This window comes from Peribacillus huizhouensis (assembly GCF_014138605.1).
Classification (GTDB): domain Bacteria; phylum Bacillota; class Bacilli; order Bacillales; family DSM-1321; genus Peribacillus; species Peribacillus huizhouensis.
Genome location: NZ_JACJHX010000002.1, coordinates 482,461 through 495,992, shown reverse-complemented (window position 1 = coordinate 495,992; position 13,532 = coordinate 482,461). Strand labels below are relative to the sequence as shown.

The 13,532-nt window shown below is 38.5% G+C and carries 14 protein-coding genes, 1 pseudogene and 1 other annotated feature; of the genes and pseudogenes, 13 read left to right on the top strand and 2 right to left on the bottom strand.

From position 1 onward, the window contains the following. The first annotated feature begins 147 nt into the window (after positions 1-147). The 13 genes and pseudogenes from HNP81_RS05470 (at position 148) to HNP81_RS05410 (ending at position 11,889) form a co-directional block, all read left to right on the top strand. Entirely contained in the window at positions 148-537 is a 390-nt protein-coding gene (locus HNP81_RS05470; RefSeq protein ID WP_028392195.1) for a hypothetical protein, read from the top strand. A gap of 298 nt (positions 538-835) precedes the next feature. Beyond that, entirely contained in the window at positions 836-1,303 is a 468-nt protein-coding gene (gene nrdR / locus HNP81_RS05465) for a transcriptional regulator NrdR (RefSeq protein WP_028392194.1), read from the top strand. Between the two features lie 1,084 nt (positions 1,304-2,387). Continuing rightward, positions 2,388-3,791, top strand: coding sequence for a replication initiation and membrane attachment family protein (locus tag HNP81_RS05460; RefSeq protein ID WP_182501842.1), 1,404 nt, complete (start codon positions 2,388-2,390; stop codon positions 3,789-3,791). 7 nt (positions 3,792-3,798) lie between these two features. Continuing rightward, the gene (gene dnaI / locus HNP81_RS05455) at positions 3,799-4,737 is read left to right on the top strand and encodes a primosomal protein DnaI (RefSeq protein ID WP_182501841.1); all 939 of its coding nucleotides are present in this window, start codon (positions 3,799-3,801) and stop codon (positions 4,735-4,737) included. 451 nt (positions 4,738-5,188) lie between these two features. Next, positions 5,189-6,028 (top strand): putative sporulation protein YtxC, encoded by an 840-nt coding sequence (gene ytxC, locus HNP81_RS05450; RefSeq protein ID WP_051404969.1) that lies wholly within the window; start codon positions 5,189-5,191, stop codon positions 6,026-6,028. A gap of 406 nt (positions 6,029-6,434) precedes the next feature. Then, positions 6,435-8,366 carry a threonine--tRNA ligase gene (gene thrS, locus HNP81_RS05445; RefSeq protein ID WP_028392191.1) on the top strand — a complete coding sequence of 644 codons (1,932 nt, stop codon included), beginning with the start codon at positions 6,435-6,437 and terminating at the stop codon, positions 8,364-8,366. Positions 8,367-8,575: 209 nt separating this feature from the next. After that, entirely contained in the window at positions 8,576-8,758 is a 183-nt protein-coding gene (locus HNP81_RS05440; protein ID WP_028392190.1) for a hypothetical protein, read from the top strand. Positions 8,759-8,917: 159 nt separating this feature from the next. After that, positions 8,918-9,050 (top strand) — a sequence feature (ribosomal protein L20 leader region). A gap of 125 nt (positions 9,051-9,175) precedes the next feature. Next, on the top strand, positions 9,176-9,676 hold the full coding sequence (gene infC / locus HNP81_RS05435) for a translation initiation factor IF-3 (protein ID WP_028392189.1): 501 nt from the start codon (positions 9,176-9,178) through the stop codon (positions 9,674-9,676). Between the two features lie 22 nt (positions 9,677-9,698). Further along, entirely contained in the window at positions 9,699-9,899 is a 201-nt protein-coding gene (rpmI, locus tag HNP81_RS05430; protein WP_028392188.1) for a 50S ribosomal protein L35, read from the top strand. Positions 9,900-9,934: 35 nt separating this feature from the next. Further along, positions 9,935-10,294 carry a 50S ribosomal protein L20 gene (gene rplT, locus HNP81_RS05425; RefSeq protein ID WP_028392187.1) on the top strand — a complete coding sequence of 120 codons (360 nt, stop codon included), beginning with the start codon at positions 9,935-9,937 and terminating at the stop codon, positions 10,292-10,294. A 70-nt stretch (positions 10,295-10,364) separates the two neighbouring features. After that, on the top strand, positions 10,365-10,634 hold the full coding sequence (locus HNP81_RS05420) for a DUF1294 domain-containing protein (RefSeq protein ID WP_182501840.1): 270 nt from the start codon (positions 10,365-10,367) through the stop codon (positions 10,632-10,634). A 111-nt stretch (positions 10,635-10,745) separates the two neighbouring features. Then, positions 10,746-11,315 carry a TVP38/TMEM64 family protein gene (locus HNP81_RS05415; RefSeq protein WP_182501839.1) on the top strand — a complete coding sequence of 190 codons (570 nt, stop codon included), beginning with the start codon at positions 10,746-10,748 and terminating at the stop codon, positions 11,313-11,315. A 222-nt stretch (positions 11,316-11,537) separates the two neighbouring features. Continuing rightward, positions 11,538-11,889 (top strand): annotated as a pseudogene (locus HNP81_RS05410) (VOC family protein). Between the two features lie 105 nt (positions 11,890-11,994). Here the strand turns inward: HNP81_RS05410 and HNP81_RS05405 are convergent. Both HNP81_RS05405 and HNP81_RS05400 read right to left on the bottom strand, forming a co-directional pair. After that, on the bottom strand, positions 11,995-12,744 hold the full coding sequence (locus tag HNP81_RS05405) for a DUF4184 family protein (protein ID WP_182501838.1): 750 nt from the start codon (positions 12,742-12,744) through the stop codon (positions 11,995-11,997). 312 nt (positions 12,745-13,056) lie between these two features. Then, the gene (locus HNP81_RS05400) at positions 13,057-13,434 is read right to left on the bottom strand and encodes a sigma-w pathway protein ysdB (protein WP_182501837.1); all 378 of its coding nucleotides are present in this window, start codon (positions 13,432-13,434) and stop codon (positions 13,057-13,059) included. Between the last annotated feature and the right edge of the window lie 98 nt (positions 13,435-13,532).

The window sequence follows — 13,532 nt, the reverse complement described above, 5'->3', positions numbered from 1 at the left end:
TGATGCATCTCTTTTTTGATTATATGATAATTTGTTTTATTAAAGAAGTTTGTGTATTTGTTCAGATGAGGTATTAGTTTTCAATGAGTTTTACTGTTAAGTCGTGTATAATATAAGGTAAAAAGAGATATGAGGATGATTTAGAGTATGGGTTGGTTGAAAACGTTTACGAATCGATTTAGTCAGCAATGTGAATCAAGTGAACATCATCATGATGCAGAACTGAAAACTCGTTATTATAAAAGTAATTTTGAACAGACAATACGTGTTATTGAAGAGATTTTTGGCAATAAGCAACAATATGAGATCAAGTCGGTTTCAAAAGAGCACGGGGAGATTTTTGTCCATTCCAAACAATCACCGGCTTTGGACATCATCATTACGATTATTACCGTTAGGCCTTTAGAAACTGCTGTTGATTTTACTGTATCCACAGAAAAATGGTCTCCGATTGGAATTAATAAGTTATTAAAAAAACAAATCCTTGCTGCGTATGAAACTCTTGATCAAAAGCTTCCTTCCATTCGTACCAAATAGTGGGGCATGAGTTTGAACGAATACTCTTGTGCTAGTAGGGAGATTTATATAAGATGGATATATTAAAAAGTGAGTACATCTATTACTGGGTGTCTTGCTGCCTGCAAATGTGGGATGAAACATAATTTTGGGAAACGACGTTTTTATCCCGATTTTTTCCTAGCAGTAATACTTGTGAGAGAATCAACAAAAATAGGTTGGGGATAAACAGCCTGTAAATCGCTGAATGGTGGGCTGACCCTCAGTGGGAATGGTTGCACTTTATCGGGAATACTACATAATACGGAGCTGATTAACTGTGAAATGTCCATCATGCCAATATAATGGGACTAGAGTGCTTGACTCCCGACCAGTCGATGAAAGCCGTTCAATTCGCCGCAGACGTGAATGTGAGAAATGTAGCTATCGGTTTACAACATTCGAAAAAGTGGAGGAAACTCCGCTCATCGTTGTGAAGAAAGACGGTACGCGTGAAGAATTCAGTCCTGACAAAATTCTTCGTGGTTTAATTAGGGCTTGTGAGAAACGCCCTGTACCGCTCAAAGAATTAGAAGACATTACGAGCACGATTGAAAAGGAACTAAGAAATGAAGCCGCTTCTGAAGTGAAAAGTGATTTAGTTGGTGAAATGGTCATGAATAAGCTTGCGACTGTTGATGAAGTGGCCTATGTCCGCTTTGCTTCTGTGTATCGCCAATTCAAAGACATCAATGTATTTATTGATGAGTTAAAAGACTTAATAGATAAAGAGCGGAATCAGAGCTAAAGGGCTATTAACTTTGGCTCTTTTTTCACTATCGATATAAAGTGAACCTTATATCAATAGGGGGTTTCTTCTGAATCCCTTTCTACTGTCGCTATGATCTTCGCTACTGCTTCGATCAATCGACAGTACGAATCCGATTCAACGAACTCAGACTAAGTACGCCGCGTGCTCATGTCTTCGTCTGAGTACCCACAGCCTGTGGGCCTCAACTATACTTTAGAAAACCAAAAAGGCGAGTTTCACTGTATCTCACCAATCGGGCTTTTGCGTCAAAAAGCGAGGCGACTGATGTGGGAACGTCACCTAAGATCGCATAAGACCTGTGATAGTCCACAAGCATAAGATGGAACACGGCGTGGCGTAGTTTGGATCTTAAGTAGGGCTAGGAGACGCAACTAGATTAGGCAGTTATCCCCTACCTACGCTTCGTCGATTTTGAGGTGGGGGAGGGACTACCCGTTAATGCGGGATAAAGTGACCCTCACAACAGTAGTGGGTACTTCAGGTATAGAAATGCGAGTGCTGTATGAACGATCTAGTATTGTGATTTATGCGACAGAATGGTACATTACTATTCTGTATTCCGTCAAAAACTGAGCACATTCATTCAACATACATCCGTTTTTTTATAGGCTCTTTTCGTAAAGATTGTTGTTTTTAGCAAGAAACCAATTCGAACAGATGTTGATTGTAGTGGAAGGTGCGAGACCCCTGCGGGAAAAGCGTGTTGAGGGAGACCCCGCAAGTGCAAAGCACTGAGGAGGCTTCTGAGACCGCCTCTACAACGGAAATCAACCCGGGTTATTAGTGTAAAAATGATTGAAAAGCAACAAAGTATGTGAAAACAGCCTTTTTATAAGATTTGATGTCTATTGTACGCAGTATAAACTGAGTATATTAACTTTTGGGTTATGAAGGGTATGAGAACGGGGCTTCGTGACTTACTAATTGGCCCCTCGAAAAATGGTTCCGTACCGCCGCTATTGTAATGAGGCGATTGTAGCGTGCTACATGATTTATCCTTCATGGTAATTGGCGGACTGTTAATGCTATAAAGGTTTTTTTAAGAAAGGTCTGAAGGAAGATGTCTAACACTTGGCAGGAATTACTTCCTGTTGATCGATATACCGTTTCATCGACAGGGTTGCTTCACGATTATGATCGTAAAGTAATGACGTTGCTGTATCAACCGCTTATCGGTCCGATCTGCACTAGTTTATATATGACATTGTGTAGTGAATTGGAAGAAAATCGACTTTGGTCTCAATCTTCCTTGCATTACAACTTAATGAACACAATGGGCTTGAATTTAAATGAAATTTATGTGGCAAGAAATAAATTAGAAGGTATCGGTCTTTTGAATGTATACCGCAAAAAAACAGAAGAAGGAAAACAATTTATCTATGAGTTGAATCCGCCTTTAACACCGAAGCAATTTTTCAATGATGGGATGTTGAATGTATATTTGTTTAAAAAAATTGGCAAGGTCCATTTCAATCGTTTGAAAAATTTCTTTAGTGATGGCGCGATACCAACCAATGAATATGTACAAGTAACGAAGAGCTTTACCGATATTTTTGCGTCCGATCAACAGACATCTCTGTATGTGTCAGATGAAGGAGAAGAAGAATTAAATCTTGAACAAGAGAAGCGTTTTATAGGTCGACAGGATGGCAAAGAACTTGAAGGTTTTAAGGAAGACTTTAATTTCGATTTATTGTATTCTGGGGTAAAACCATCTCAAATCACCCGTAAAGCTTTCACGCCCAATGTTCAAGATACGATTGCCAAGCTTTCGTTTCTATATGGGATTGATGTATTAGATATGCAAAAACTCGTCATTAGTGCTGCTGATATCAACAATGAAATTGATATTGAAACATTGCGGAAATCTGCGCGTGATTGGTATCAAATCGAGTCGCAAAATCAATTGCCAACTTTAATGGACCGCGTACAGCCTGAACGGGATCGAACTCAATCAAGTGAGCCGAAAACAAAGGAAGAAGAATATATAAGACATCTTGAAATGATTTCACCAAGAGAGCGACTCAGGCAGCTTTCTGGTGGGGCAGAACCGACAAAGGCTGATTTGCAAATTATTGAGGGAATTCTTTTTAATCAAAAATTAAACCCTGGTGTTGTAAATGTCTTAATTGAATATGTGATGCTAAAGACAGATATGAAGCTAACGAAAGCCTATATGGAAAAAATTGCTTCACATTGGACAAGGAAAAATGTGATAACCGTCAAGGCGGCGATGGAACTTGCTAAAAATGAACATCGTCAATACCAAGAATGGGCCAAAACGAAAAAAGAAGGCAAAACAGCAACAAGAAAAGCGGTTCGAACGGAAGTTGTGCCTGAGTGGTTGAATAAAGAGAAAGACAGTGAAAAAGAAGGAAAGACAACCACTAAATTGAATGAGCAATCGGCGGAACGACTACGCAAGATTGAAGAGTCATTAGGAATTTTGAAAGACAGGGGGTGAGGTATGCATGGAACGGATTAACAATGCCTTTAACAAGGTAACCAATACTAATAAATTTCGAAAGCAATATGAAGACTTGAAAAAAGAAGTGCTTAATGATGAGCAGATCCGTCTATTTTTGAATGAAAACAGCTCGCAGATTACCGAGGAAATGCTAGATAAGAGCTTGATGAAACTGTATGAGTTTACCTCCCAAAGTAAGCAGTGTCAAAAGTGCCCAAGCTTAGGTGAGTGTGTAAATTTATTGCAAGGCTTCCATCCGAAGCTTGTTATTCGGCGAAATATGATTGATTTGAATTATGAGGATTGTCCGAGTAAGGTCATGGATGATAAAAAACGGAAACTAGAGAAGCTGATTCAAAGCTTCTATGTACCGAAAGATATTCTTGCGGCAACAATGGAAGATTTTTATCGTAGCGATGCTTCTGAGAATAGAATTGATGCAGTGGAAAAAGCGATGGCTTTTATTATGGATTATAAGCCGGGGGAGAAGCAGAAAAGTTTGTATTTGTACGGAGAATTCGGAGTTGGAAAAACGTATCTTCTTGGTGCGATTGCAAATGAACTCGCTAAGAAGGAGATTTCTTCATTACTTATTTATGTTCCAGATTTTCTAAGAGAATTGAAAGGATCATTTACGGACAATACGTTTAATGACAAGATCGACATGGCCAAAAAAGCGCCAGTCCTTATGTTTGATGATATTGGCTCCGAGTCCATGACAAGCTGGGGAAGAGATGAGGTAATCGGTCCTATTTTACAATTTAGAATGCTCGAGAACTTGCCGACCTTTTTTACATCTAACTTTAACTTTGTGGAGATGCAGACACATCTTACGTTCTCACAACGAGGTGAGAAGGAAGAAGTCAAAGCAGCTAGGGTCATGGAACGAATTAAATATTTAGCAGAACCATTTTTATTAAAAGGTAAAAACAGAAGACATTGATTTCGTGTAAGAGGTTGTCCTATACAAAAGAGTTAGACCTAAAATCTTCTATCTATCGTTTATTTGACGTATACATGCATGATAAAGTGAAACTTCAATCAGTGGGTTTTACTGCATGTTAATGTGGCAAAGAACGGGTATAGAACTTTAGGTCATCTTTTGGGGCGACCTCTTTTTTGAATGAGGACATCGAGACGGGGATTCCTGACTTACTAATGTAAACAATCTACTTTGCAGGTAGACTTACTTTATGAAGAAAGTACTCCAAAATCCGGCTCCTCACCGCCCACCATTGTGATGAGGCAGGTGTAGCGTGCTACATAATAGTGGTGTTTTCATGCCATTCGGGTTTTGTATGCAAATTCCCCTGTTTTTCCTTCTAGTTCACTTCTAAAAAAAGGGCTTATCCCATATACATAGAAACAAATCGTTTCGTATAGGGGGGGTATCGTTGGTACATATTTATTTTCAAAATGATACAGAGGCATGTAAATGGCTCCAATTCGTATCTGTCCACCCTTTAGGGGCAGAACTGCATTCATATATACAATTTGTTTCGGAAGAAGGAATCATCATTACGGTAGAAGAGCGGCATTTGGATGATGTTCACCGGTTATTAAGTGATGTGTTTTACACGTTTTTAGTAGAGGAAAAGGTGAGGGATGGTCTTGAGCATACAATTCGCGAGAAGTTTTTATTTGAGGAACAGGACGAAGTGGATGCAATTCTCGACATTGCCGCTTCGATTGTTGAAGGCGAGATGAAGGTCGGTTCAAGTGCTGGATTTAAAGAGGCAAAAGCAGCGATTGCCGAATCTATTCAGGATGTACTAACCGAAGCGAAATCTTTTTCATTTGAATCGATTGCGACGTTTCGATTAAAGGGTTTTTTTGAATCTTTGGAGCATTATGCCGGTCTTGCGATTGATGAGTATAAACTTGAACAAGATTATCAAAATTTTATTGCTACACTACGTGACTTCCTTAATAAACGTCAGTCTCAATTACAAACGGTCCATTTAGTGCATCAAGAAAACTTTGCTTTTTTTGATGAATCTTATCAGAGGTTGGAAAAGGACGACTTCACGAGAATGATGGATCGAAGGCTATTGGGAGGGTACCCGATTTATATTGACTCGACAGCACTTGCACCGCTTATTTCGATTGCACCAGAACGATTATATGTTTATACCGATGATGCGGAAGATGGGCTTATTCAAACGATTCGTCGTGTGTTTGAAGAACGGACCATTATTCGGCCAGTGCAATCCTTCAGTAGTACTCTTAGCTAAACTTAAGAAACTTCCTGAATTTATTTCTAGCAGTCCTTGATTTTCTATGAATAACCCGATATAATTTCCTACATACTTACATTTATAATAATGAAAAGTCATGATGAGGACATGGGTATTCTTATATTTCGGTTATCAGAGAGGGAATGCAAAGCTGAGAGCTTCCCAGCACGAACAGAACACTTACCACCTCTAAACTTCAGTTAGGAACGTGTGTAAACGCAACTATTAACTGCCGGGAAGCTGCCGTTACCAAGCTACGAGTGTCACTTTGTGGGAATAAGCAAAGTGAAACAAGGGTGGAACCGCGGGTTAATGAATATATAAGCTCGTCCCTGTTTTTATACAGGGGCGGGCTTTTTGTGTTTTACGCAAGATTACGAACAAACTTAAGGAGTGAACGAGTATGTCAGAATTAGTGAAAATTACTTTCCCAGACGGCGCGATGAAGGAGTTTGCCAAAGGTACAACAACAGATGATATCGCAGCATCCATCAGCCCGGGGTTAAGAAAAAAAGCAATCGCAGGCAAATATAATGGTGAAATGTATGACTTGAAACGTCCAATTGAAGCAGATGGTTCGATTGCGATTATTACTCAAGACAGTGAGGAAGCGCTAGAAGTTCTTCGTCACAGTACAGCTCACTTAATGGCGCAGGCGATTAAACGTTTATACAAAAATGCTAAATTCGGTGTTGGTCCAGTTATCGAAGGTGGATTCTACTATGATGTTGATCTTGAAGAATCATTAACACCAGAAGACTTGCCGTTAATTGAAAAAGAAATGAAGAAAATCGTTAATGAAAATCTTGAAGTCACTCGCGTTGAAGTAAGTCGTGATGAGGCTATTTCACGTTTTAAAGAAATTGGTGACGAGTATAAATTGGAGTTGATTGATGCTATTCCAGCTGATCAACAAGTAACCATTTATGAGCAAGGTGATTTCTTCGATTTATGCCGAGGAATTCATGTACCGTCAACAGGAAAGATTAAAGAATTCAAATTATTAAGTATTGCAGGCGCTTATTGGCGAGGAAACAGCGACAACAAAATGCTTCAACGTATTTACGGAACAGCTTTCTTCAAAAAAGAAGACCTTGCTGAACACATGCGTTTGCTTGAAGAAGCAAAAGAACGTGATCACCGTAAAATCGGCAAAGAGTTGAGTCTCTTCACTAGTAACCAATTGGTTGGACAAGGATTACCATTATGGCTTCCAAAAGGTGCTACGATCCGTCGAGTGATCGAAAGATATATTGTCGATAAAGAAGCAAGTCTTGGGTATGATCATGTATACACTCCGGTGATGGGTAGTGTTGATCTATACAAAACGTCTGGACACTGGGAACACTACCAAGAAGACATGTTCCCTGTTATGGATATGGATAATGAACAGCTTGTTTTGCGTCCGATGAACTGTCCGCACCACATGATGATTTATAAAAATAGCATACACAGCTATCGCGAACTTCCGATCAGAATTGCTGAGCTTGGTACACAGCACCGTTATGAAATGTCTGGGGCTCTATCAGGATTGCAACGTGTTCGGGGAATGACTTTAAATGATGCGCATATTTTCGTTCGTCCTGATCAAATTAAAGATGAATTTAAACGTGTCGTTAACTTAATTCTTGAAGTGTACAAAGACTTTAATCTGAACGATTATTCCTTCCGTCTTTCATATCGTGATCCACAAGATACAGAGAAGTACTTTGATGACGATGCGATGTGGGAAAAAGCACAAAGTATGTTGAAAGAAGCGATGGATGATCTTGGTCTAAATTATTACGAAGCAGAAGGCGAAGCGGCGTTCTACGGTCCAAAGCTTGATGTTCAAGTTCGTACTGCATTAGGTAAAGATGAAACATTGTCAACTGTTCAATTAGACTTCTTATTACCAGAACGATTTGATTTAAACTATGTCGGTGAAGATGGCAAACAACATCGTCCAGTTGTTATTCACCGTGGTGTCGTTTCTACAATGGAACGCTTTGTTGCGTTCTTGATCGAAGAATATAAAGGAGCTTTCCCAACATGGCTAGCGCCCGTTCAAGCTCAAGTCATCCCGGTTTCTCCTGATGTTCATCTTGATTATGCAAAAGAAATTCAGGCGAAGCTAAAAGCAGCAGGAATTCGCGTCAATCTTGATGTACGTGATGAGAAAATTGGCTACAAAATTCGTGAAGCCCAAATGCAAAAAATACCATATATGCTCGTTGTTGGGGATAACGAAGCCAAAGAAGGCAGCGTAAACGTTCGCAAATACGGTGAACAAAAATCCGAAACGGTTTCATTCGAAGATTTTGTAATAGCTATTAAAGCCGAAATAAACCGCTAAATAGAAGGGTCTGACCTCGTATGCTATACAGTAATGTGGGGGCAGACCCTTTTATCCCGCATTAACGGGCAGTAAAAACCCGACTTATTGAAGTTTCACTTTGGATGAGTACCAGCTCTCTGGCCTGATTGAAACAGATAATTTGTGTAGCCACCATTTATGGACTATTATGGAGATTACGATCAGATTTACAAGGAGATGTGTTTTTTGTGAATCAAAAGAAAAAATTCACTACCCTTTTTGGCCCTACATTCCTTGCAACGTTAATTTTGTTGTTGCTTCCGGATTATCGGCAGTGGGCGATTATTCCAGTCATGCTATTTTGGCTTGCTTTCTTTACGTGGGAATCGATAGATAAGAAAAAAGCTGAGAAGGTTAATAAACCCCACTAGCGGGAAGAGGACTTTTATTCCAAAATTATTTCAAAGAAATGTATTGCAAACTTATTGGGAATTTGATAAGATAATTTTTGTTGTTGAAAAACAATTTAAGCATTTGACAAATCATCAGTGTTTATGTTATATTTTCTAAGGTAATTTGAATACTTGTTTGAGTAAAAGAAGAAGCACCCGCTTCTCACCTGATTGACGCATTATGCTGTCGGTAGGTCATGATTTGATTATTTGGATTTATTCAACTTAGTCTATCAGTGTGGGTGTTTTGCATCCGCACTTTTTTGTTTGTTCAATAAAGCAAGTACAAATCATGGGGTGAAAGGATCGACTAAAACGTGTGCATTCTTTCTTTTAGCCCAAACGATTGTATTCGCTAAATATCCTTGGAGGTGGCTAACTATTAGTAAAGACGCGATGGTAAATGAGGGCATCCGCGCCCGTGAAGTTCGACTTATCGACCAAAACGGAGAGCAGCTTGGAATTAAAACAAAATTCGAAGCGATGGAAATTGCCGCTCGTGTAAATCTTGATTTAGTATTAGTTGCTGCGAATGCAAAGCCTCCGGTAGCCCGAATTATGGACTACGGAAAACACCGCTTCGAGCAACAAAAGAAAGAAAAAGAAGCTCGTAAAAATCAAAAAGTCATCAACTTGAAAGAGGTTCGTCTGAGCCCAACGATTGATGAACATGATTTTAACACAAAGCTTCGCAATGCAATTAAATTCCTTGAAAAAGGCGATAAAGTAAAAGCCTCTATCCGTTTTAAAGGGCGCGCAATTACCCATAAGGAAATTGGTCAACGTGTATTGGATCGTTTCTCTGCAGCTTGCAAAGAAGTGGCTACAATTGAATCGCATCCGAAAATGGACGGACGAAGCATGTTCTTAGTTTTAGCACCAAAAATCGAAAAGTAACTGTAATGAGGAGGAATACCTTATGCCTAAAATGAAAACTCACCGCGGATCTGCAAAGCGTTTTAAGAAAACAGGATCCGGCAAACTTAAGCGTTCACACGCTTACACAAGCCATTTATTTGCTAACAAATCTACTAAAGCTAAACGTAAACTACGCAAAGCTAGCCTTGTAAGTAAAGGTGACTTCAAACGTATTCGTCATATGCTAGACAACATTAAATAAGTTCGATTTATCGAGTTAAATAGGAGGGAAATAACATGCCACGTGTAAAAGGCGGTACTGTTACTCGCAAACGTCGTAAAAAGGTAATAAAATTAGCTAAAGGTTACTATGGCGCAAAACATATTTTGTTCAAAGTAGCTAATCAACAAGTTATGAAATCAGGGAACTATGCTTTCCGTGACCGTCGTAACAAAAAACGTGATTTCCGTAGACTATGGATCACACGTATCAACGCTGCTGCTCGCATCAACGGTCTTTCTTACAGCCGTTTAATGCACGGTCTTAAGCTTGCTGGTATCGAAGTAAACCGCAAAATGCTTGCTGACCTAGCTGTTGCTGACGAAAAAGCATTTGCTCAATTTGCAGACGCTGCAAAACAACATTTAAACAAATAAGATCAATTTGATCTAAATCAGCCATTCTCGAACTTCGAGAGTGGCTTTTATTTTAGAGGAGGGAACTGGAATGGGGATAGCACTACTTATCATTTATTTGTTGGCAATCAATGTGGCAGCATATACAACAATGGGGAGTGACAAGAAAAAAGCTCGAAACCATGAGTATCGTATCAGTGAACGAACGTTATGGTTGTTAGCTTTCTTTGGCGGCGCAACAGGAGGTTACATAGGGATGAAGCATTTCCGCCATAAAACGAACCATGTTTCTTTTAAACGGGGATTTCCGATTTTAATGATTATTCAACTGTGGATGATTGCTTACTGGATTTTAAGATAGTGCCATTGGTTTTAAAGCTTTCTAAAGCTGTGTGATAAATTGTCATATGTCGCAGGGTAAACGTATATGCTTGAAAGAGCAGGGCGAAGCAGCAGAGGGGGGACACCCATTATGAATCAAGAACTCGTTATGCTCGTGAGTATTATTCAGTCAGGGATGATGTTTGCGCCATTAATCTTTATTTTATTTCATGTGGCAAGGCAAGTATTATTTATCCCAGTAGCAGTCATTTGTATGACGGGAGGGTTATTATTCGGTCCACTTGCCGGGACGATTTATTCGATCATTGGTCTCACGTTATCTAGTCTTGTCTTTTATGGAGTTAGTCGCAAAGTTCCGAAGTTGACGGCACGCTTGTTTAAAATGAAAAATAAACTGTTTGGTCAAAGGAAACTTAATGTTAAACAAATCACTGTACTTCGTCTTATCCCTTTTGTCCATTATCACATGCTATCTCTATGCTTAATGGAATTGAAAAAAGGATGGAGAGCGTATACTTCCGCCTCCTTTACAACCAATATCCCACTCGCCTTTTTTTATACGGTGTTCGGTCATTATATCCGTGCATTTAGTCCGACACTCATTGTCATTATCCTATGTTCATTCACGTTATTAGTCTATTTAATGAGAGAAAAACAAACAGTGATTAAGTGGCAGGAGTTTTTTCAAGTAGGAAACTAAAAGTGACAGATTCTATGAGATGTCTTTGTTGATTGTACAATAATACTTCGAAAAAATGAGCTTTGGGACTCCCAACGCTTATTTTTTTGCGTTCTGAAGTTGGATATTTTTGACATAATAAATTATGAAAATGTAGTAAAATAAAACTGTTCTTATAATAACTAATAAAGCAAGGAGTCGTTCATTAAGGAAAAGGTTAAGCCATTTTTAATATTCGAAGGTATGGCAGAAGAAGCGATGAATTATTATACGACTTTATTCGAGCAGTCTGAAATAACGAGTATATCTCGCTATGGTGTAAACGAAGCGGGTAAAGAAGGCAGTGTCATGAAAGCTACTTTTACGATAAAGGAACAAGAATTCATGTATTGATAGTGTTATTTTATTTACGTTTACTCCTTCTATTTCATTATATATCACATGTGATACAGAAGAAGAAATCGATCGACTTTATGAGAATTTAACTCAAGGCGGTGGCGTTCTAATGCCATGAGGTGATTATTCATTTAGTAAAAAATTTGGTTGGATTGTCGATAAATTTGGTGTTTCATGGCAACTTAAGCTGCCAAGCTGAAATAGGGGAAGTACTTTGGATAATTGTTTACGCTGTTAATCAATTTCTCTAAGGTTTCTCATAGCGAAAGGGTCAGAACCCCTCAAAAACCGGATCTGACCCTTTTTAGACTTGATTTGCTTTAAGGTGTCTATATTTAAAAAACAAAGAAATAAGGAATAAACTTATCAGGGCTGAATCAATTATTCTGACAACAATTATGCCGTAACTCCTAATCGAAACGCAATCGATGAGAAACCATAGGGTAACAGATAATATGGTGAGAAGGAAGATAGTCGACCAAAAAATGAATTTTTGTTTTGGATACCCGGAAAGATTTCTCTGCTTATTTTGAGAAGAGGCTCTGAAATATAAATAACCAATGATCATCATGATTCCAAATAATGTACTGCCATGTTGTAAAAATTTATATAAAGGTATGTCTAACCCATAGACACTAAACATGTAATTAAATATCGGGAAATTCATCACCATATATCCATTCATGTGAGTGAATGAATCCCATATGACGTGAGTGAGCATGCCAAACAACGCCGAATAACAAAAAACGATGATCTTCAATGGCTGACTAGCATCAGATTTTTTCGTATACGAATCTTGTAGAAAACTGGGCAAATGAGTAACTAAGATTTGGTGTATAAAGAAATGATAGATCATGTAAATGATGGTAACCAATGGGAGATTAAAATAAAGAAAGCCAAAAAAGGTATGGCCAATTTCCCCAGAAGGCTGCCCTCTTAAAAAGTATTCAAAATCAGGAGCCATACTACCTAAAACCATGGCTGAAAAATGAATATAGTTGCTTTTTCTTGAGAAAGGCAGTACAGCTGCTGGATGAGCAAAAGTTAATGGCATAAGTATTCACCTAATATTTATTATTCAAATTACGGTCATTAAATCCGTTAAACATAGCCTAGCATAGGTTGCTGAGTTTTGAATACACCATTTTAGAATAATAATAGAGATATAGCGATACGTTTGCTAATAAAAAAACAAATAGCGATTTTCTGCGGAAAAGGGGCGGGGCTTCGCAAAATCTGCTCCGCACCACCACCTTTATAAGGTGATACAGTTTAAAGAACCTGAACCTTTTTCACCGTTGGATTGGGAGTAAATTCTCTTGAATTTTTTTGGTAAAATGCCATGTGTTTTGATAGTGATTCTAGTTTATTCCAAAAATTCTTTGATCGGGCTTTTCCAATCAATAATCGCCTGTGGGTATCGTTTTTTAACCTCTGACTCAATAAATTGAAAATCCTTGCGTTCCATTCCTTTTAATAAGCTCGTATTTCTCGGCCAGATGAAAATTGAAATGACTTCAAAGGCTTGGGCAGTTGTCCCAAGATATTTTTCACCTTCAAAAAGAACTCCTTTATACGTCACGACAAAGTTTTTTTGGATGTTGTTCGGATCATCGAGAAAGAAAAATTTACTATGTTCCTGTGCGAGCTCCAATTTTCGCTTTGGACTAACGATATATTTAATCACGGTATAGATGAGAAACATAATCAAAGCGAACAAAAGCAGGCGAGTGAACAATACCATGGAGACTCCTCCTCATACATTTTCCTATATGTACGTATAGACAAGCAAAAGGTTTCGCTATTTTGACAAAATTTTTCTCGTTAAATTAAAGTGAAACT